20 protein-coding genes are annotated in these 20418 nt (G+C 66.4%); 9 read left to right on the top strand and 11 right to left on the bottom strand.

What is annotated here, in order from left to right; all coding sequences use genetic code 11:
• Position 1: 1 nt before the first annotated feature.
• Both G9473_RS01110 and bchF read right to left on the bottom strand, forming a co-directional pair.
• Complete coding sequence (locus G9473_RS01110) at positions 2–1303, bottom strand: ferredoxin:protochlorophyllide reductase (ATP-dependent) subunit N (RefSeq protein WP_291135153.1); 1302 nt, start codon at positions 1301–1303, stop codon at positions 2–4.
• Positions 1300–1815: a 2-vinyl bacteriochlorophyllide hydratase gene (gene bchF / locus G9473_RS01115; RefSeq protein ID WP_291135155.1), complete on the bottom strand. Its 516-nt coding sequence runs from the start codon at positions 1813–1815 to the stop codon at positions 1300–1302. The genes G9473_RS01110 and bchF overlap by 4 nt, the downstream gene beginning before the upstream one ends.
• Before the next feature lie 328 nt (positions 1816–2143).
• Here bchF and G9473_RS01120 point away from each other — a divergent pair, with 328 nt between their 5' ends.
• The 7 genes from G9473_RS01120 to G9473_RS01150 all read left to right on the top strand — a co-directional run bounded on the left by G9473_RS01120 (position 2144) and on the right by G9473_RS01150 (position 9034).
• Positions 2144–3055, top strand: coding sequence for a cobalamin-dependent protein (locus G9473_RS01120; protein WP_291135157.1), 912 nt, complete (start codon positions 2144–2146; stop codon positions 3053–3055).
• A gap of 12 nt (positions 3056–3067) precedes the next feature.
• Positions 3068–4492: a transcriptional regulator PpsR gene (gene ppsR, locus G9473_RS01125; RefSeq protein ID WP_291135159.1), complete on the top strand. Its 1425-nt coding sequence runs from the start codon at positions 3068–3070 to the stop codon at positions 4490–4492.
• A 129-nt stretch (positions 4493–4621) separates the two neighbouring features.
• Positions 4622–5524, top strand: coding sequence for a chlorophyll synthase ChlG (chlG, locus tag G9473_RS01130; protein WP_291135161.1), 903 nt, complete (start codon positions 4622–4624; stop codon positions 5522–5524).
• The gene (locus G9473_RS01135; RefSeq protein WP_291135163.1) at positions 5524–6894 is read left to right on the top strand and encodes a BCD family MFS transporter; all 1371 of its coding nucleotides are present in this window, start codon (positions 5524–5526) and stop codon (positions 6892–6894) included. Before chlG ends, G9473_RS01135 begins: the two co-directional genes overlap by 1 nt.
• Positions 6891–8087, top strand: coding sequence for a geranylgeranyl diphosphate reductase (locus G9473_RS01140; RefSeq protein WP_291135165.1), 1197 nt, complete (start codon positions 6891–6893; stop codon positions 8085–8087). Before G9473_RS01135 ends, G9473_RS01140 begins: the two co-directional genes overlap by 4 nt.
• 10 nt (positions 8088–8097) lie before the next feature.
• A complete protein-coding gene (locus G9473_RS01145; RefSeq protein WP_291135166.1) occupies positions 8098–8580 on the top strand; it encodes a TspO/MBR family protein in 483 nt (160 codons plus the stop codon).
• Positions 8581–8785: 205 nt separating this feature from the next.
• Positions 8786–9034 carry a hypothetical protein gene (locus tag G9473_RS01150; protein ID WP_291135167.1) on the top strand — a complete coding sequence of 83 codons (249 nt, stop codon included), beginning with the start codon at positions 8786–8788 and terminating at the stop codon, positions 9032–9034.
• Between the two features lie 223 nt (positions 9035–9257).
• Here G9473_RS01150 and pufM read toward each other — a convergent pair whose 3' ends face one another.
• The 9 genes from pufM to G9473_RS01195 form a co-directional block, all read right to left on the bottom strand.
• On the bottom strand, positions 9258–10181 hold the full coding sequence (pufM, locus tag G9473_RS01155; RefSeq protein WP_291135169.1) for a photosynthetic reaction center subunit M: 924 nt from the start codon (positions 10179–10181) through the stop codon (positions 9258–9260).
• 14 nt (positions 10182–10195) lie between these two features.
• Positions 10196–11020 (bottom strand): photosynthetic reaction center subunit L, encoded by an 825-nt coding sequence (gene pufL / locus G9473_RS01160; RefSeq protein WP_291135171.1) that lies wholly within the window; start codon positions 11018–11020, stop codon positions 10196–10198.
• 98 nt (positions 11021–11118) lie between these two features.
• Positions 11119–11313: a light-harvesting antenna LH1, alpha subunit gene (pufA, locus tag G9473_RS01165; protein WP_291135173.1), complete on the bottom strand. Its 195-nt coding sequence runs from the start codon at positions 11311–11313 to the stop codon at positions 11119–11121.
• A gap of 69 nt (positions 11314–11382) precedes the next feature.
• The gene (pufB, locus tag G9473_RS01170; protein ID WP_291135175.1) at positions 11383–11559 is read right to left on the bottom strand and encodes a light-harvesting antenna LH1, beta subunit; all 177 of its coding nucleotides are present in this window, start codon (positions 11557–11559) and stop codon (positions 11383–11385) included.
• Between the two features lie 153 nt (positions 11560–11712).
• Complete coding sequence (gene bchZ, locus G9473_RS01175) at positions 11713–13158, bottom strand: chlorophyllide a reductase subunit Z (RefSeq protein ID WP_291135177.1); 1446 nt, start codon at positions 13156–13158, stop codon at positions 11713–11715.
• Entirely contained in the window at positions 13155–14732 is a 1578-nt protein-coding gene (gene bchY, locus G9473_RS01180) for a chlorophyllide a reductase subunit Y (RefSeq protein ID WP_291135179.1), read from the bottom strand. Before bchY ends, bchZ begins: the two co-directional genes overlap by 4 nt.
• Positions 14733–14736: 4 nt before the next feature.
• Complete coding sequence (locus tag G9473_RS01185) at positions 14737–15726, bottom strand: chlorophyllide a reductase iron protein subunit X (protein ID WP_291135181.1); 990 nt, start codon at positions 15724–15726, stop codon at positions 14737–14739.
• Positions 15723–16658 (bottom strand): chlorophyll synthesis pathway protein BchC, encoded by a 936-nt coding sequence (gene bchC, locus G9473_RS01190; RefSeq protein ID WP_291135183.1) that lies wholly within the window; start codon positions 16656–16658, stop codon positions 15723–15725. Before bchC ends, G9473_RS01185 begins: the two co-directional genes overlap by 4 nt.
• A 129-nt stretch (positions 16659–16787) precedes the next feature.
• Positions 16788–17909 (bottom strand): methyltransferase, encoded by a 1122-nt coding sequence (locus G9473_RS01195; protein ID WP_291135184.1) that lies wholly within the window; start codon positions 17907–17909, stop codon positions 16788–16790.
• Between the two features lie 100 nt (positions 17910–18009).
• Here G9473_RS01195 and crtD point away from each other — a divergent pair, with 100 nt between their 5' ends.
• Complete coding sequence (crtD, locus tag G9473_RS01200) at positions 18010–19575, top strand: 1-hydroxycarotenoid 3,4-desaturase CrtD (RefSeq protein WP_291135186.1); 1566 nt, start codon at positions 18010–18012, stop codon at positions 19573–19575.
• Positions 19576–19694: 119 nt separating this feature from the next.
• Positions 19695–20414 carry a hydroxyneurosporene dehydrogenase gene (locus tag G9473_RS01205; RefSeq protein WP_291135188.1) on the top strand — a complete coding sequence of 240 codons (720 nt, stop codon included), beginning with the start codon at positions 19695–19697 and terminating at the stop codon, positions 20412–20414.
• Positions 20415–20418 lie beyond the last annotated feature (4 nt).

The following is a 20418-nucleotide window of genomic DNA, read 5'->3' on the forward strand; positions in this document are numbered from 1 at the left end:
CCTACACCTCCAGCCTGTCGCGGCGGCGCAGGGGCCGGGCGAAGAGTTCGGCGAGGTCGCCCGCCTGGTCGAAGCCGTGGATAGGCGAGAAAACGAGCTCGATCGCCCACTTGGTCGTGAGGCCCTCGGCCTCGAGCGGGTTGGCGAGGCCGAGGCCGCACACGGTGATGTCGGGCCGGTCCTCGCGCACGCGGTCGAGCTGACGCTCGACGTGCTGGCCTTCGCTGATGCGGGCCGTGTCGGGAATGCGGGCGAGGTCGCGGGCGCAATGCGCGCGGTGGAGATAGGGCGTGCCGACCTCGACCGGGATCATGCCCAGTTCGGTCGTGAGGAAACGGGCGAGTGGCACTTCGAGCTGCGAATCGGGCAGGAAGCTGATCCGCTTGCCCTCGAGCTGACCGCGCAGGTGCGACATCGCCTTGCGCGCGCGCTCGCGGCCCGGCGCGACCACTTTCTCGAACAGGGCCTCGTCCACGCCGAATTCGCGCGCGGCGGCGGCGAGCCAGTCGGTCGTGCCTTCCGCGCCGAAGGGGAACATCGCATCGAGTCGCACCGCCCCGCGATCTTCCAGCGCCATAGCCGTGTCCGACAGGAAGGGCTGGGCGAGCAGGTAGCGGGTGTTGGCCCCGACCGCCGGCAGGTCGCGCGAGTCGCGCGGCGGCAGGACGCGGACATTATCGATGCCCATCTGGTCGAACAGGCGCAGGAACTGGTCCTCGACGATGTCGGGGAGCGAGCCGACGACAAGCAGCTGCTTTTCCGCATCCGCCTTTGCGCGCGGCATTTCGGGGACCAGCGCGGCGAGGCAGGCGTCTTCGCCTTGCGTGAAGGTCGTCTCGATCCCGCTGCCCGAGTAATTCAGGATGCGCACGCGCGGCATATACTGCTTGCCGAGGCGCTCTGCGGCCTTGGCGAGGTCGAGCTTGATGACCTCGGATGGGCAGGAGCCGACGAGGAACAGCGTCTTGATGTCGGGCCGGCGGGCAAGCAGGCGATCGACCACCCGGTCGAGCTCGTCCTGCGCATCGACCATGCCGGCAAGATCGCGCTCCTCCATGATCGCCGTGGCGAATCGGGGCTCGGCGAAAATCATCACGCCCGCCGCCGATTGAAGAAGGTGCGCGCAGGTGCGCGATCCGACCACGAGGAAGAAGGCGTCCTGCATCTTGCGGTGGAGCCAGACGATTCCGGTCAGCCCGCAGAAAACCTCGCGCTGCCCGCGTTCGCGCAGGATCGGGCGGGGCGAATCGGTCTTGGCGGTCGCGGCATCGTTGCAGCCTGCAAGGAGGGTCGTCTCGCTCATGCCGCCACTGCCTCTCCGACAGCGGCCTCGGCCGCGTCTTCCGCTTCGGCCTGGAGCCGCGCCGCGCGCAGTTTCAGCAGGAACTGGACCGCGTTGATGACATAGGCCGCATAGGCGGCGAGCGCGACGAACATCCGCTCATCGAGCGTGCCGTATTCGCCCAGCAGCATCACGAGATAGGCCGTGTGCAGCGCGATCACGAGCATGGAGAAGACATCTTCCCAGAAGAAGGCTTCGGCGAAGAGATACTTGCCGAACACGACCTTCTCCCAGATCGCGCCCGTGACCATGATGGTGTAGAGAACGAAGGTCTTGATGACGATCGAGACATCCGCCGCGAAGGCGCCTTCGCCGGTCATCAGGGTGCGGATGACGAGGCCGAGCGACACCAGGAAGACGAGGAACTGCAGCGGGGCCAGCACGCCCTGGACAATCGTCCAGGCCGACTCGTCCCGGCGCCGGCGCTCTTCCGGAGTGTAGAGCCCCCGCCTGATCCCCTTTTGCTCGTTCACCTGCGCCGCGAGGGCTGCAGGCCCGACCGGGGAGGGTTGATCCTTCCGAGTCATCTTATGCGATAGCCTCTGCTTTCAGTGTTGGAGACTATGCTCAATGTTAGGGGGGTGTCAACAAGATTGGACGTTCATTTCTGTTGACATTGGACACGTCCTGTCGGAGCCTGTTTGCGGAAACGCCGAAAAGGGCGTAGACCTCGGAGTCGCTGGTGCAGGGGGTCTGGGAGAGGAGTGCCCTCACGTATCGGCGGCGACGCGATCCGCGCCGTTCCCGGCAGGGGACGGGCCCGAGTGGGGCCCGCACCGGGAGTTTGGGAGGGTCAATTATATGGCACAAATGAAGAGCGCGGGCGTGTTCGGTGCGAGCTCCGCCGCTTTGCGCAAGGTGATCACCAACCCCCTCTATCGCGACCGGCGCAAGGACAAGTCCGATCCATCGACCGCCGATTCCCGTTCGGGCGATGCGATCAACACGATCATCGAAGGCGAGATCATCCCGCGCCTGATGATGGCCCATTCCTCCGGCGGCGAGGATGCGGTGGCCGAAGAGCGCCCGCGCGAGATCGAGCCCGCCGACGCGGCGCGCTTCGCGGTCCTGCCGCTCGAGCTCGAGGCCGATGCCCTGCTCGCCGAGATCGACCGTTTCGTGGGCAAGGGCGCGAGTGTCGATGCGATCTATCTCGACCTGCTCGCCCCCTCCGCCCGGACGCTGGGCGAGATGTGGGACCGCGACGAATGCGATTTCATCGACGTGACCATGGGCCTGTGGCGCCTGCAGGAAGTCATGCGCGAGGTCGCCATGCGCGTCCCGGGCGACTCGCAGCCGACCCTCGGGCGCAAGGTCGCACTGTTCTCCGCCATGCCGGGCGATGTTCACTCCTTCGGCACGCTGATGATCGAGGAAGTCTTCGCCCGCGCCGGCTGGGAAAGCGAGGCCCTGGTCAAGCCCGAACGGCGCGAACTGCTCGATCGCCTGTCGCGCAAGAGCTATGACCTTGTCGGCCTGACGGTCGCGCGCGACTGTCCCAGCTCGGCTCTCGCCAATCTCATCAAGGCCATGCGCAGCGTGTCCGCCAACCCGCACATCGCCGTCCTCGTCGGCGGGCGCGTCATCAACGAAAACCCCTCCATGGTCGCCGAAGTCGGGGCCGACGGAACCGGGATCGATGCGCGCGCGGCCCTTGCAACTGCGGAGAAGCTTGTCCATTCGGCGCACGCCGACGCGCAAGAGATCTCCTAGGCTTGAAAGTCCATGCTCACCCGCAAGCATTCGATCGAGGGTAAAAACCCTTTCGGCCATGCTGCCGAACTGTTCGACACCCTCGATGCCGATGCAGCGATGAAGCTTGCCATGGTGGCGGGCGACGTCACCCTCGTTCTCGACGACACGGGCACGATCCTCGACGCCGCCTTCGATCCCAAGGACTTCCCCGGTTTCGAAGGCTGGGTCGGGACGAACTGGATCGAGACCGTCACCGACGAGTCGCGGCCCAAGATCATGGAAATGCTTGCCGCAGCCCGGCGCGGCGAGGTCCAGCACTGGCGCCAGGTCAACCACCCCACGCGCGAAGGCGAGGTGCCGATTCGCTACGCGGTGCTGAGCGTCAACAAGGGCGAGCACCGCATCGCCTTCGGCCGCGACCTGCGCGAGGCGGGCAAGCTGCAGGCACGGCTGCTGCAGGTCCAGCAATCGCTCGAGCGCGACTACCTCAAGATGCGCCAGCTCGAGGCGCGCTATCGGATGCTGTTCGAGAGGTCGCATGAAGCGGTCCTGATCGTCGAGGCGTCGAGCCTGCGGATCAAGGAAGCGAACCCGGCAGCCCACGCCCTGCTCGGCGCGCGCGCGGGAAGCCTTCCGGGCAAGAAACTGCCCGGCGTGGTCGACAAGTCGGCGCGCGACACGTTGCAATCTCTGGTCGGGGCGGCGCTCGCGTCCGATTCGGTCAGCCCGGTGCCGATCAAGCTCACTCGCGGCGGGCGCGAGGTCCAGGTCTCGGTCGCGGGCTTCACCCAGGATCGCGGCCAGTTCCTGCTGGTGCGGCTGGTTCAGGCGGGCGAACAGGCTGCGGGCGAAGCCTCGCCGGTGCTCGATCTCGTCGATCAGATGCCCGATGCCTTCGTGGTGGCCGACGTCAATCTCGAAGTGGTCAGCGCGAACAACGCCTTCGTCGAAATGGTCCAGGCTGCGAGCCTCGACCAGCTGCGCGGACGGCATCTGTCCGAATGGGTGGGACGGCCCGGCATCGATCTCGACCTGATCGAAGGCCAGATCGACCAGCACGGCGCGGCCCGCAATGTCGGCACCGTCCTGCGTACCGGCGGCGAGGCGGAGGGCGAGCCGGTCGAGCTTTCCGCGGTCCGCTCGGCGGGCGATAACCCGCTTTACGGCTTCGTCATCCGGCCGATCGGGCGGCGTCTGCGCGACCTGCCGCCCGGCTCGCAGGACCTTCCGCGCTCGGTCGAGCAGCTGACCGATCTGGTGGGCCGGATGAGCCTCAAGGACATCGTGCGCGAGAGCACCGACCTTATCGAGCGGCTCTGCATCGAGGCGGCGCTGTCCTACACCTCCGACAACCGCGCATCGGCGGCCGAGATTCTCGGCCTGTCGCGCCAGAGCCTCTATTCCAAGCTGCACCGCTATGGCCTCGGCAACCTGCCGAGCGACCCCGAGTCGTAAACGGATTTGACACTTTTCCGCTGACCCTCCTGACAGGTTTTGCAGGGGATCTACGCGAATTCGGGGTATCGGAAAAAGTGAGTGTCAAAATAATTTGACGCACTTCACTGTCAGGCATAGCCTGTCCTCATGGAAACGACCGTAGCCTCGACTCGCCACGCGCCGATTCCCGCGCCGCGCGACGTCCTGCAATTGCTCAAGCCGATCACGTGGTTCCCCCCGATGTGGGCCTTCATGTGCGGTGCCGTCTCTTCCGGGGCGGGGCTGGAGGGCCGCTGGTGGTTCGTCGCCGGCGGCGTTCTGCTGGCCGGGCCGCTGGTGTGCGGGACGAGCCAGGCGGTCAACGACTGGTTCGACCGCCATGTCGACGCGATCAACGAGCCCGACCGGCCGATCCCTTCGGGTCGGATCGCGGGGCGCTGGGGCCTTTATATCGCGATAATCGGCTCGCTGATCTCGGCGGCGGTCGCGCTGGCGCTCGGCGAGCTGGTTTTCCTCGCCGCGCTGGTCGGCCTCGCGCTCGCCTGGGGCTATTCGATGCCGCCCTTCCGCTTCAAGACGAGCGGGTGGACCGGGCCGCTGGTGGTCGGGCTTACCTATGAAGGGCTCAGCTGGTTCACCGGGGCCACCGTCATGCTCGGCGCCATGCCGTCCAGCGAGGTGCTGATCGTGCTGGTGCTCTACAGCCTCGGCGCGCACGGCATCATGACCTTGAACGATTTCAAGGCCGTCGAAGGCGACCGCGCCACCGGCCTCAAGTCGCTTCCCGTCGTCATGGGCGTCGAGGGCGCGGCGATCGTCGCTTGCGCGGTGATGGCGGCGGCGCAGGTCGTGGTCATCGCACTCCTGATGGGCTGGGGCTATAGCATCTCGGCGAGCATTGTCGGCCTTGTCCTTGTCGCGCAGTTTCTCGCCATGCCCAAACTGGTCGGCGATCCGGCGAAATATGCGCCCTGGTACAACGGCGTGGGCGTCACGCTCTATGTTCTCGGGATGCTTGCCGCGGCGCTGGGTCTCGGGGGGTATATCTGATGCAAGCGGCCTCCACCTCGACCGAAACCCTAGCCGGTGCGGCCGAGGAGCGGGGCTTCGGCTGGCTGGGCATTGTCCGCATCGGGCTGGTGCAGGCATCGATCGGTGCGCTGGTGATGCTGGTCACGACCGTGCTCAACCGCGTCATGGTGGTGGAAATCGGGCTGGTTGCCGCAATTCCCGCCGGGCTTGTCGCATGGCATTACGCGGTCCAGCTCGCCCGGCCCCTGTGGGGGCACGGGTCCGACCGGGGCAGCAGCCGGACCGCGTGGATCATCGGCGGGGTGGCGGTGCTCGGCGCGGGCGCGCTAATGGCGACGCAGGCGACCATCCTTTTGTCCTCCTCCTTTGCGCTCGGCTTCGCGCTTGCGGTGCTGGCCTACACGCTGATCGGTGCGGGCGTGGGCGCGGCGGGCACGTCTGCGCTTGCCATGCTCGCCTCGGGCGTTTCTCCCCGGCGGCGCGCGGCTGCGGCTGCAGTTACCTGGATCATGATGGTCGCCGGCATCGTCGCCGCCGCCTTTTCGGTCGGCGCGCTGCTGGAACCGTTCTCGTTCGATCGCCTGCTGTGGGTCTCGGGCGGCGTGGGCCTTGCGATGCTGGGGCTGAGTATCTTGGCGACCTTCCGGCTCGAGCGGCAGGCTGGACGCTATGGCCATGCGGCTGACGGCGGGGAAGCGCCCGATTTCAAATCCGCCCTGTCCGAAATCTGGCGCGAACAGGCTGCGCGCCGTTTCACGGTGTTCATCTTCGTCTCGATGATCGCCTTTTCGATGCAGGATCTCATCCTCGAACCCTTCGCCGGGCTTGTTTTCGGCATGGCCCCTGGCGAATCGACGCAGCTTGGCGGGCAGCACCAGGGCGGCATCCTCCTTGGGATGATTATCGCCGGGGTGGGCGGCAGCGCCTTCGCCGGGCGACTGCCGGGCGAGTTGCGGCTCTGGGTCGTTGCCGGATGCATCGGCTCGGCGCTCGCGCTCGCCGCGCTCGGCGTCGCGGCAATGCACGGGCCGGGCTGGCCGCTCGGGGTCAATGTCTTCGTCCTCGGCTTTTCCAATGGCGTCTTCGCGGTCTCCGCGATCGGCGCGATGATGGGGCTGGCCGGGGCAGGGCGCACCACCCGCGAAGGGGTCCGAATGGGCGTATGGGGCGCGAGCCAGGCGATCGCCTTCGGCCTCGGCGGCCTTCTGGGAGCGCTGGGCGTCGATGTCGCCCGGCAGGTCATGGCGCATGATGGCAGCGCCTTCCGCTTGATCTTTGCCATCGAGGCGATCCTGTTCGTGATCGCGGCGGGGCTCGCCCTGCGCACGACAGGCACCAGCGCGGCTCCGCGACCGGAACCCGCGCGCGAAACGGAGGTGTTCGCATGAGAGAGACAATCTACGATGCCGTCGTCGTCGGCGGAGGCCCCTCGGGTGCCACGGCCGCGACCGATCTCGCCCTTGCCGGGCATTCGGTGCTGCTGCTCGAGCGGGGTGGGCGGATCAAGCCCTGTGGTGGCGCGGTGCCGCCGCGTCTGATGGAGGATTTCGACATTCCGCAAAGCCTGCTGGTCGCGCGTGCGCGCTCGGCCCGCATGATCGCGCCTTCAGGTCGGGCGGTCGATATGCCGGTGGGCGAGATCGGCTATGTCGGCATGGTCGATCGCGAGGAATTCGACGAATGGCTGCGCGAACGCGCGCGCCATTCGGGGGCTGAACGGATCGAGGGCACTTTCGAAAAGATAGAGCGCGACGATGAGGCGCACCCCATCGTCACCTTCCGCCGCAAGCGCGGCGGGCCGATCGAGCGGGTCCGCGCGCGCTGCGTGATCGGCGCAGACGGTGCACGCTCGGCGGTGGCCAAGCAGTGCCTGCCCGGAGCCGAGCGGGTCCCCTGCGTCTTCGCCTATCACGAGATCATCAAGTCGCCCGAAGAGGATTCGGACGCCTACGACCACTCGCGCTGCGACGTGTTCTACCAGGGCAAGCTATCGCCCGATTTCTATGCCTGGGTCTTCCCGCATGGCGAAACCGCGAGCGTCGGGGTGGGCAGCGCGAACAAGGGCTTCTCCCTGCGCGGCGCGATCTCGACCATGCGCGCCGACCTTGGCCTGACGCGCTGCGAGACGGTCCGCCGCGAAGGCGCGCCCATTCCATTGAAGCCGCTGAAGCGCTGGGACAACAACGCCGACGTGATCGTCGCGGGCGATGCCGCGGGCGTCGTTGCACCGGCATCGGGCGAGGGCATCTACTACGCCATGACCGGCGGGCGCTATGTCGCCGAAGCGGCCTCGCAGTTCCTCAAGACCGGCGAGGCGAAGGCTCTCAGGAAAGCGCGCAGTCGCTTCATGAAGGAGCACGGCAAGGTCTTCTGGGTGCTCGGTATCATGCAGTATTTCTGGTATTCGAGCGACAAGCGGCGCGAGCGGTTCGTCACCATGTGCGACGACAAGGACGTGCAGCAGCTCACCTGGCAGGCTTACATGAACAAGAAGCTGGTGCGCGCCAAGCCGCTCGCCCACGTCAAGATTTTCCTCAAGGACACCGCTCATCTGCTGGGCTTGCGGGAGGCGACACGTTAAAACGCTCTCCATGAAAGCCACCTGGATCATCCCGGTCGTCGTCGCCACCGTGGCCGCGCTGTGCGTCGCCGCGCTGGGCGCGACGATCACGGATCTGGGACCATGGTACCAGGGACTCGAAAAGCCGGACTGGACACCGCCCGACCCGATGTTCCCGATGGCGTGGACGCTGATGTACGCGCTCATCGTGGTCTCGGCGGTGACGGCCTGGCGCGCGGCCCCGGACAGCCGCGTGTCGGAGCGGATCGTCAGCCTGTTCGCGCTCAATGGCTTTCTCAACATCACCTGGAGCCTGCTCTTCTTCCGCCTGCAGCGCCCGGACTGGGCGTTTTACGAGCTCATATTCCTGTGGCTCTCGATCATCGCGCTGATCATCTATTGCGGGCGCTATTCGCGTGGAGCGAGCCTGCTGCTCGTGCCCTATCTCGGCTGGGTCAGCATGGCGGGCGCGCTCAACTGGGCGGTGGTCGAACTGAACCCGCCCTTCGGCTGAACCGGAGCGGCGCGGGCCGTACGGATTTCGCACGGCCCCTTGGGCAGCCCCCTCGAACTATCGAGCCTCCTTCTGACTGCGAGGCTGTAGCCCGCGTCATCGTGCCCGCTGCTCCGGCGGGCTGGACAGGCGTGCGGCTCTGGCGCGGGTGGCCCCGTCTGTGGCAAGGAGCTTGCTCTGCCAAATAGGAGGGAGGCCAAGCCGGATGACCTGGCTGTTCGAAAGCGGTCACGCAGCCGACGTTATCCTTGCCGTGCTCGCGCTCGAGGCGCTGTGGCTGCGTCGCGGGGGTTGGAGCTGGATGGAGATGCTCGGCCTGCTCGGCCCTGCCGCGCTCATCGTGCTAGCGCTGCGCGGCGCATTGACCGGTGCGCCCTGGCCCGTGATCGCGCTCCCGCTCCTCCTGTCGCTCCCGCTCCACCTGCTCGATCTCAAGACGAGGGAGAAGGGCTGACGGCCCGAAAGCCCGGGATCGGGCTTCGCCGGAAGCCGAGCCCGCCCTTTGCACTTGCGCCCGGAGACGGCACCGCGCTGCCGCGCGCCGCGCCTTCTGGAACGATTCAGACCATCGTGTCCTGAAATGAAAAAGCCCGGCGACGCCATTGGCGCAGCCGGGCTTCTTCCTGAGGCCGACGGGCGGGGATCAGGCCGTAGCCGATCCCCGCCTCACGGGCGCGTCACTTGGGAGCGTAGTAGTGCTCCTGCGCCCAGAGATACCAGTTATCGACCACGGTCCCGGAGAGCAGGATGCCGATCCCGCCGGTGAGCGTGGTCAGGACCGCGAACCACCAGGCCCAGCGGTGGATCGATTCCATCGAGGCGTTGAAGCCCATGGTCCACCTCCAGAACAGCGCGGCGCGTTCGGACGCCGTCCCGCGGTCGGTGATCTGCTCGATCTCGCGCTCGCCGCCATAGCGGCCCACGGCGAGGATCGTCGCCCCGTGCATCGCGAACAGGACCGCCGATCCGTAGAGGAACACGATCGAGAGCGCGTGGAAGGGGTTGTAGAACAGGTTGCCGTGGATGAGCGAGAAGTTGTTGGTCCAGTCGAGGTGGCTGAAGATGCCGTAGGGCACGGCCTCAGACCACTGGCCGAGCAGGAGCGGGCGGATGAAGCCCAGCACGAGGAACAGCCAGATCGCGCTCGCGAAGGCCCAAGGAATGTGCATCCCCATGCCGAGCGCCTTGGCCCTCGAATAGGTCCTCGCCCACCACAATAGCACCGCTGCCGTGAGGAAGCCGCCCGTGAGGATGAACCATCCCCCCTCCTGCAGGGGCACGAACAGGCTGAAGCCGTATTCCGGACCCGGAGGATCGAGCGAGAGCCAGAAGAACTCGCGCACGAATGCCTGCGGGCTCCAGTTCACCTGGGCCCAGAAGTTGAACCCGATGATCAGGATCGCGATCGTCCCGAAGGCGAGCGAGGCGGTGCCGAGCCAGCCAAGGTAGACAGGACCGAACTGGGCCTGGCCAATCTTGCCGAGCCAGTAGTTGTTGCCGGTCGCAGGGATGCGGACGTCTTCTTCCGGAGCGAGCGGGATGCCCATTTCCGGTGGTCCGGTGACCTGGACCTGCGTGAAGATGTTTTGATAAGTCGCCATGGTTCAGGTGCTCCTCACGACCAGATCGGGATTTTCTTCCAGAACTCCCAGAACTCCGGCCAGCTGCCGACATAAAGGGTGCCTGAAATGACGATGCACACGGCGCTCCAGAACCCCGCGTTAAGAGCGAGGAAGAGCCCCACGCGGTGGATGCCCAGCGTGCCCACGGAATAGCCGATGAAGTCACGGAAATAGGTGTCTTCGTATTCCGGCGTCTTCACGTTCGTCCCGTTAGACGGATTGACCGCCGAAAGCACGAGGCCGCCATGCAGCGCGAGCGCGAGGCAGTTGGTGAAGAAGAAGGTGATCGCCAGCATATGGACCGGGTTGTAGTGGAAGTTCACGTACATATACCCGGTGTTGGAGACCCAATCGAGGTGGCTCCAGATGCCGTAGGGAAAGCCGTGGCCCCATGCGCCCATCCACAGCGGACGGATCACGTTGAGAGTCACATAGGCGAAGACGGCGAAGCTGAAGGCGACCGGAACGTGGTAGCCCATGCCCAGCTTGCGCGAGATCTCGGCCTGGCGGAACACCCATGAATAGAAGGCGACGACTGCGCAGGCCGTGATGATCTGCCAGTATCCGCCCTCGCTCAGAGGGGCGAGGGAAAGCCCGGCTTCGATCGCCGGCGGCTGGATGTCGATCAGCCAGGGGTTGAGGGTCGGCCCTTCAATGGCAGCGGCGAAGATGAGCGCGGTGCCCAGCAGCGCGCTGATTGCCGTCGTCACCCCAAAGAAGCCGACATAAAACGGCCCGACCCAGAAATCGAATAGGTCGCCGCCGATCAAGGTGCCGCCGCGCACGCGGTATTTCCGCTCGAAACTAAGGAGCGCCATAGGTCCATCCTTCCCGCCTGGACGACGGGTTTTGAAGGTTTCGTCAGAAGTGTCAGGAGGCAGGCAGGCGAACCTGCCCCCTCACATTTCGGCTTGCGTCAGCTCGCGGTCGGGGCTTCCGACAGCTCGATGGCAGCCTGGGCAGGCGCCGGGGCGCCCGGCTTGTTCTCAAGCCAGTTGTAGCGATCCGTGCTGAGCAGGATGAAGTGAATGGTGAAAGCGAGCACGGCGAGAACGACGTGCAGGCCCACCAGAGCCCGACGGATGTCGAAGTAGAACCAGATTCTCCACATGAGAATATTCCTTTCAGTATGGTCTCTTGATTGCCTGTCTTTCCGGCGCGAGGCCGGTCAGCCAGTCGATCAGAGGCCGAAGCCGCCGCCGAACCAGGGCTTGTAGGCCCACATCAGCGCATGCGCGACGAGCGCGATGACGACATAGAGGGTGAAGGTCGACATGAAGCCCTTGTGGATTTCCTGGGCTTCTTCGGGCGTGAGGTAGGTTCCCACCCGCTCACCGCCGGGGTTCGGATCAGTCATTGGTATGTCTCCGTTCAGTTGGGTTTGAGTGGGAGCCCGAAGGCCCCCGTCGGCATCCCCGCGTGATCCCCCACGTGGATTTGGTCGCCCGCTTGCGGGCATTCTGTTGCGCCGGCGCTCTGGCCTGTTGCAGGGTCGAGGCGGCTGCGTGCGTCACGCATTCTCCCCCTGCAGGCGCGCCTCGGCGAGGCAATCGATGGTCACCACCAGCTCGCCCTTGCGGCGGGCGGTCCGCTCGGCCGCGTCGCGCAGGCGCTTGGCGGCGGAAATGCGGATCAGGACCGGCTGTTCTTCGACGAGCCTATCGAGTTCGGCCTTGGCGTCCTTGTCCCAGGTCAATTCGGGCTCGTTCTTCGCCGGCGTCGCATCGACCTTGTCGAGATCGGTGCCGAGCGGGAGGATGTAGAACAACGCATCGAACAGCGCGTTGCACACCTCCTGGACGAGATAGGTCGCCCCCGCATAGCCCATGAAGGGCGTGCCCGTGTGGCGGCGGATCGCCGCGCCCGGGAAGCTTGCCGGGATGAACATCCCCCGCGCCCCGCACTCGGCCATGTACATGCGTTCGTTGTAGCTGCCGAACATCACGAGCGGCGGGTTCGCCGCGATCTGCTCGCGCACATCCTCGTTCTTGGGCTTGACCCCGGCGCAGCGCGACACCGCCATGGTGCAGGGCAGGCCCATGTCGTCCTCGAGGAAGTGGCGGATGCCGCGGGCATAGGTTTCGTTCGCGACGATCCCGAAATTGGCCGTGGCGAAGAAATCCTGCGTGACCGAGCGCCACAGATCCCACAGCGGCTTGATCGTGGTGTGCTTCTCGCGCTCGATGAAGGGTTCGGGGTCGAGGTCCAGCGCCTCACCCAGTGCGCGCAGGAACTTGGTTGTCGAGGAAAGCCCGATCGGAGCCTGGAAATACGGGATTTCCAGCGTCTCGCACAGGTTCCGGCCGAACTCGCGATACATACAGATGTTCGCATCCGCCGTGCCGAGCTGGCGGATGTCGGCGAGGTGGCTGCCCAAGGGAAAGACCATGCCGACTTCGGCGCCGATCCCTTCGACCAGCCGCCGGATTTCGGCGAGGTCGGACGGCATATTGAACATCCCGTAGGACGGTCCGATGATGTTGACGACGGGCTTTTGGCCTTCCTTGCGCGGCTTCTTCGCCGGGACTTTCTTGGGGCCGAATTCGGTCCAAAGCCAGGTCAGCGCGCGGTCGGCGCTCTGCCATTGGTCCTCGTCGATGGTGCGCGGCAGGAAGCGCTTGATGTTGGTGCCTTCGGGCGTGACGCCGCCGCCGATCATCTCGGCGATCGAGCCGGTCACGACGACCGCGGGCAGTTCCGGGTCGAGCGTTTCCCAGGCCCGCTTCATGGCGCCTTCGGTCCCGGTCTTGCCGAGCTCTTCCTCGGCAAGGCCCGTGACGACGATGGGCAGTTCATGCGGGGGCAGGGCGTCGGTGTAATGCAGCACCGACGTCACCGGCAGGTTTTCGCAGCCGACGGGGCCGTCGATGATGACCTGCAGGCCCTTCACCGCCGTGAAGACATAGGTCGCGCCCCAGTATCCGCCGGCGCGGTCATGGTCGAGAACGAGTGTCATGTGCCGATCGCCTCCGATGCCTTGCGCGCCGCCTCGTTGAGGGCCGCGTATTTCTTGCGGAATTTCGGACGATCCACGGGCGTGTCTTCCCAGACGCCAGCAGCGTGTTCGCTACCGACACCTTCGAAGAAGTCGCGCATCGTGTCGAAGCGCTCCTTGTTGTGAAGCGCGCCGTTGATGACCGTGGCGAGGCTGCCCGCACCCGCCGGCCCCATCAGCGGCCGGGCCGAGATGAGGTTGGTGAAGTAGAGCGAGGGGATCGCCTTGGTCTTCGCGTGCTGGACGACCGGGGTCGTGCCGATGGCGAGATCCGGGCGGAATTCCTCGATCGCGGCGATGTCCTGTTCGAGGCTGGCGCGATAGTTCACCCGGCAACCGCGCGCCTCGAGCCATTCGCGGTCGGGGTCCGACCACTTGGTCCGGGGGCAGGCGCTGCCGACATAGGGCACTTCCGCGCCGCTTTCGACGAGCAGGCGGGCCACCAGCAGTTCGGAGCCTTCATAGCCCGAAACGGTGATCCGGCCCTTGATCTGGGAGCCGGCCAGCGCGCCCTTGACCGCGCCGATCATGGCGTTCTTCACGCCATCGACCTTCTCGCGCGGCAGGCCCATGACCTCGCCGATCGATTCGAGCCAGGCGGCGGTGCCGTCCGCGCCGACGGGGGCAGAGCCGATGATCGGGCGGCCCGCAGCTTCGAATTCGCGGATCGCGGCGGTGTAGAAGGGGTGGATCGCGGCGACGACCGACCCGTCGAGCGCCGAATAGAGCTCGCGCCATTCGCGGGTCGGGACGACCGGCCCGGCGGCAAGGCCGAGCGGTTCGAGCATCTGGCCGATCACCACCGGATCTGCCGGGAACATTTCGCCCAGCAGGGTGACGGTCGGCTTGTCCGTGCGCTCGCGCGGGGCGGCGACGGGGCCTTGCTCGGCCTCCTCGCGGGCGTATTTGAGCATCGCGCCGGCGAGGATGTCCTTCGCCTCGGCATGGGTCGGCACGCCGAAGCCGGGCACGTCGATGCCGATGATGCGCACGCCGTTGATCTGCTTTTTAAGGAGCCGCAGCGGCACGCCCGATGCGGTCGGAACGCAAAGGTTCGTCACCACGATGGCGTCGTATTTCTCCGGATCGGCGAGATCCTCGACCGCTTCCTTGATGTCCTCGAACAGCTTGCCGGTGACGAGCGTTTCGGAATTGAACGGGACATAGCCCACCGTGCGCCGCGCACCGTAGAAATGCGAGGTGAAGGTCAGGCCGTAGACGCAGCAGGCCGAACCCGAGAGGACGGTCGCGGTGCGCCGCATCCTGAGGCCGACGCGCAAGGAGCCGAAGGCCGGGCACATGGACTGCGGCTGGTCGTGCGGGCCCGCATTGGGATCGACCGGGTAATCCTTGGCGTATTGGTCGAGAATGTCGCTTTTGCCCGCGGCCTTCGCCGCTTCGAGCATCCGCTCCTTGCCGCCGTGGCAGCCGCTTCCTTCGGCCACCGGCGATTCCGGCGCGGTGTCGAGGTCGATGCGGTCGGGAGCACGCTCCTCGTCGCCGCGGGTCTCGGGGGTGGGGTTGAAGTCGCTCATCGTCTTACACCTCGTCGTAGATCACTTCGAGGGAGGGCTTTTCTTCGAACACGCCGCCGCGCATATCGGCCTGAGTCGCAGGGATCAGTTCGACATTGCCGCCGGTGTCTTCCGGGCTGAACAGGCCGAGCAGGCCGTCCTGGTCGAGCGGGGCGGGGCGCACCGGCGGAGCCTCCGCGACATTGGTCGCGAGTTCCTCGAACAGGTTGCCCCATTCGCCGCCGGGATACCCGATGATCTGGTAATTCGCGGATTTCCGGCGAATGTCCTCGTGCGCGGGGATCGCGGTGAGCACCGGGATGCCGACCGCTTCGGCGAAAGCCTGCGCCTCGCCCGTGCCGTCGTCCTTGTTCACGATCATGCCGGCGACGCCGACATTGCCGCCCATCTTGCGGAAATATTCGACCGCGTGGCAGACGTTGTTCGCCACGTAGAGCGACTGCAGGTCGTTCGAGCCGACCACGATGACCTTCTGGCACATGTCGCGCGCGATCGGCAGGCCGAAGCCGCCGCACACCACGTCGCCGAGGAAGTCGAGCAGGACGTAGTCGAAGCCCCAGTCGTGGAAGCCCAGTTTTTCAAGGGTTTCGAAGCCGTGGATGATCCCGCGACCGCCGCAGCCGCGGCCGACTTCGGGTCCGCCGAGCTCCATCGCGAAGACGCCGTCGCGCTGGAAGCACACGTCCTCGATGGAGATTTCCTCGCCCGCGAGCTTCTTCTTGGAAGATGTCTCGATGATCGAGGGCGTCGCCTTGCCGCCGAACAGCAGGCTGGTGGTGTCCGACTTCGGGTCGCAGCCGATCAGCAGCACGCGCTTGCCCTGCTGGGCCATCATGTAGGAGAGGTTGGCGAGCGCGAAGCTCTTGCCCGAGCCGCCCTTGCCGTAGATCGCGATGATCTGCGTTTCCTTGGTCACCTCGCCGGTGTGGACCGGGTCCGGTTCCTGCGACGCCTCTTCACGAAGCGCGGCATCCTGTGATTCGAGCATGGTCATCGGCAATCCCTCCAGTCCAGAACCATTTTCAGGCAACCGGGATCGCTGAAAGCCTGCGGATAGGCTTCCGTAGCATCCCGGGCCGGACGGCGATTGGTGACCAGTCCGGCAAGGTCGAGACGACCCGTTTCGATGAGGTCGTGCGTCTGGGTGATGTCGTCCGCCTGCCATTCGGCGGCGATGCGAAGCCGCGCCTCCTTCATGAAGGCGGCGGGAAAGGCGAAGCTGACACGGTCCGAATAGAAACCGGCAAGGACGATTTCCCCGCCCTTGGCCATCCGGCCGACCAGCGTGTCGACGATGTTCGAATCGCCGCTCGCGTCGTAGATCGCGCGGTAGTCCTTGCGCTCGTCGGCCTCGGGATGGACCGCTTCGTAGCCGGCCGCACCGTGGCAGCGATCGGGGTTGGTTTCCCAGACCGTCGGGGCCTCGCCGCCGAGCGCCAGCGTGAGCCGCGCGAGCAGCCGACCGAGCACGCCGTGGCCGATGATGAGATCGGGCAGGTCGCCGCCGTTGATCGCGTGCAGCGCGGTCGCGGTGAGCGCGCAGAGCACGCCCGCCTCGCCGAGATGTTCGGGAACCGGCAGGACGCGCGCCGAGGGAACGATGACCTGGCTCGCCGTGCCGCCGAACAATCCGCGCGCACCGGAATAGCAGTTCGCGCCGGGCACGAAGACCCAGTCGCCGATCCGGCCCTTGGCCTCTTCGCCCGCATCGATGATCCGGCCGACCGATTCGTATCCGGGGACGAGCGGGTAACCCATTCCGGGGAAGGGCGGCATGGCGCCGGTCCAAAGCAGCTTTTCGGTGCCGGTGGAAACGCCGCTCCAGGCGATTTCGACCATCACGTCGCCGGGCTGCATCGGCGTCAGCTCAAGCGAGCGGAGCGCCAGACGCTCGGGCCCTTCGAGAATGACTGCCAATGTGTCCATCCGGCTCGCTCCTGCTTGCCTCGACTTGAGAGCGGCATGGGGCCGACTCGATTGGGTCGAGAACCACCTGCTCCGCACTGTCTGTTAAGCCTTACGTGTAGGACTGTCAAATTTTTTGGACAACGCCAATCAGGCAGTCGCGACAACGATGCTGGCGATCACCGGCTGGGGGGTGGGAACGGTTTTCGAATGCGAAAATCCGGCCTCGGCGAGCATGGCGCGGATCTCCTCGGCCGAGCGCGCCCGGCCCGACCCCATCGCCCACAGGTAGAGCCCGAAAAACGCCTCTCCCATCGCCTCCGCGCCGGGCACGCGGGCCATGGGCTCGGCGATCATCAGGCGCTTGCCGGGATCGAGCGCGCGGCGGATGCTGCGCAGCAGGTCGAGCGCCGGGCCGTCGTCGTGATCGTGCAGGATGCGCACCAGCGAGACGAGGTCGTATCCGGCGGGAATCGTGTCGCGGAAGAAGTTGCCCGGATGGAAGGACAGCCGCTCCGCCCCGAACTCCGCCGCGAGCGGTTCCTGCGCGTTTTCCACAACTTCCGGCAGGTCGAACAGGCCGAGTTCGAGCCCCGGATAGGCCGAGCCGACATGGCGCAAAAACGCGCCGTGTCCGCCGCCCACGTCGAGCAGCCGCCCGCGCGCGGGGAAGCGGAACGCGGCGAGCACCTGGTCGGCGACGAATTGCTGCGAGGTCGCCATGAGCTGGGAATATTCGCTCGTCTCGGTTCCTGCCTCGGCCGCGCCATGGAGCGCTCCGGCATAGGACCAGAAGCGCGACAGCTCGGTGGCCTCGGCACGGTCGGCGCGCAGCAGGTCGAGCGGCGATTCGAGATCGCGGTAGAGCAGGCGGTGGTGGCGAATCATCGCCTGCGTGCCCTGATCCGCCTGCAGCACCGCGCCCTGCTGGCCGAGCATCCAGCCGTCTTCGACCACTTCTTCGGCGAGGTCGAGCGCGCGCGCAGCGCGCAGCAGGCAAAGCCCTGCCTCTTTGGACAGCCCGACCCGCGCGGCGATCGCCTCCGCGCCCAGCGGGCCTTCCTTCAATACGTCGAGCAGGCCGCTTTCGACCACAGCACGCAGGATCTGCGAATAGGAAAAGCCGACCACGAGATCGAACATCGTCCCGGCGCGGTCGCGGGCGATTCGCCGGATGAAGGGCAGCCGTGCCGCCCAGTACTGGAACCTCGGATTCGCGAAGACGGCGTTGCGCCGGGCGGTCCAGCGGACCTTGAACGGCGTGTTCGCCATCAGGAAATCGGGAATTGAGGTGTCATATGTCCAAACAATTGGACAGATGCTGTGACAAGGTCAATACTGTCATCCGGGCAACGACATTCGGGGAGGACGGGTGAGCGCGCGCATCGTCATCATCGGGGCAGGGATCGGCGGGCTGACCAGCGCCGCCATGCTCGCCGCGCGCGGCCACGAGGTCACGCTTGTCGAGAAGGAGTACTGGATCGGCGGGAAGGCGCGCCATGTCGAGGTCGACGGCGCGAAGGTCGCCGCCGGGCCGACCGTCTTCACCATGCGCGACGTCTTCGAGGGCCTGTTCCACGCCTGCGGCGCGCGGCTCGACGATTTCATCAGCGCCCGCCAAGCCGGGATCATCGCCCGTCACGCATGGGACGATACCGGCCATCTCGACCTGTTCGCCGACCCGCTGCGGAGCGAGGAGGCGATCGGCGATTTCGCCGGAGCGAAGGCGGCGGCGGGCTTCCGCTCCTTCCGCAAGGAGGCGCGGCGCATCTACGAGGTTCTCGACGAACCTTTCCTGCGCGGTGACAGCGCTTCGACGCCGCTGCCGATGATGTGGCGCATCGGCCTGTTCAACATTGGCGACATGCTCGCCATGCGGCCCTTCGACAACCTGTGGAAGGCGCTGGGCGAGCATTTCGAGGACCCGCGCCTGCAGCAGCTTTACGGGCGCTATGCGACCTATTGCGGCTCGGACCCGTTCCGCTCGCCCGCCACGCTGATGCTGATCGCCCATACCGAGGCGCGCGGCGTGTGGCTGATCGAGGGCGGCATAGCAGCGCTCGCACAGGCGATCGGCGCCCTCGCCGAGCGCAAGGGCGCGCGCATCCGCACGGGCGAGGGGGTGACGCATATTCTCGCATCGAATGGCCGGGCGAACGGGGTGCGGCTGGCGAGCGGGGAGATGCTCCCGGCCGACGTGGTGATCTGCAACGGCGATCCCGCCGCGCTCGCGGAAGGGCGCTTCGGGCCCGATGCCGCGCGCGCCGTCCCGTCCATGCCGACCGCCAAGCGTTCGCTTTCGGCGCTGGTGTGGTTCGCCCATGCGAAGACCTCCGGCTTCGACCTCACCCATCACAACGTCTTCTTTTCGCGCGATTACGCACGCGAATTCGAGGAAATTCGCGCAGGCAGGCCGCCGAGCGAGCCGACCGTCTATCTGTGCGCCCAGGATCGCGGCGCGAACGACACGGGCGAGGATTACGATGGCAGCCGCGAGCGCATCCAGATCATCGTCAACGCGCCCGCCAATGGCGACACGCACCCCTATCCACCCGAGGAGAGAGAGCAATGCACACGGCAGATGAGGGCGACGCTCGCGCGCTGCGGCCTCGAACTCGAGGACCCTATGCCCCACGAACTCGCGACACCCGCGAGCTGGGAGCGGCTGTTCCCGCAAACCGGTGGAGCCCTTTATGGCAGGGCGTCGCACGGCTGGGCGGCCTCCTTCCAGAGGCAGGGGCCGAGGACGCGGCTGAAGGGGCTCTACTGCGCGGGCGGGGCGACGCACCCGGCGGCCGGCGTGCCCATGGCCGCCTTGTCCGGACTGCTGGCGGCAAGGACGATCGCATCGGACCTCGCTTCGACGCGGAGGTTCCTCCCGGCGGCTACACCTGGTGGTACGTCGATGCGATCAGCGACGACGGGCAGCACGCCCTGACCATCATCGCCTTCATCGGCAGCGTCTTCTCCCCCTATTACAAGCGCAGCGGGCGCGGCGACCCGCTGAACCACTGCTCGCTCAACGTCGCGCTTTACGGGCCGGAGGCGCGCTGGGTGATGACCGAGCGGCCGCGCGGCAGCGTCACGCGCGAGGCGTCGAGCCTCGTCATCGGGCCGAGCCGGGTCGAATGGACGGGAGATGCGCTCCACATCCATATCGAGGAACGCGACACGCGCCTGTTCAATCCGGTGCATCGCCCGGTGCGCGGCGTGGTGAAGGTCCATCCCGAGGCGCTCAACCCGACAAGCTTCGCGCTCGACCATGACGAGCGGCACATCTGGCATTGCCTCGCCCCGCGCGCGCGGATCGAGGTCGAGATGGAACGCCCCGGCCTGTCGTGGACCGGCAAGGGCTATTTCGACCACAACCGCGGGTCCGAACCGCTCGAGGACGGCTTTCGTGTCTGGCACTGGTCGCGCGCGCATACGAAGCGCGGGGCGCTGGTGTGCTACGAGGGCGAGCGGCGCGACGGCTCGCTCTTCGCGAGCGCGATCCGCTTCGACCGGGAGGGCGTGGCCGAGGATGCCGAATTGCCCCCCATCGCCCGCCTCGAGCGCAGCAAGTGGCGGGTGGAACGCAGCGCGCGCTCCGAAATCTCGGTCGCAAGGGTGCGGCGCACATGGGAGGACACGCCTTTCTATGCCCGGTCCGAGCTGTCCTCGCATCTCGACGGTGAGGAAGTCGTGGCGGTGCAGGAAAGCCTCGACATGAGGCGTTTCGCATCGCCCATCGTGCAGTTCATGCTGCCCTACCGGATGCCGCGCCTGAGGAAATAGCGCG

It is taken from the genome of Erythrobacter sp., from assembly GCF_011765465.1.
In the GTDB taxonomy this organism is placed as follows: domain Bacteria; phylum Pseudomonadota; class Alphaproteobacteria; order Sphingomonadales; family Sphingomonadaceae; genus Erythrobacter.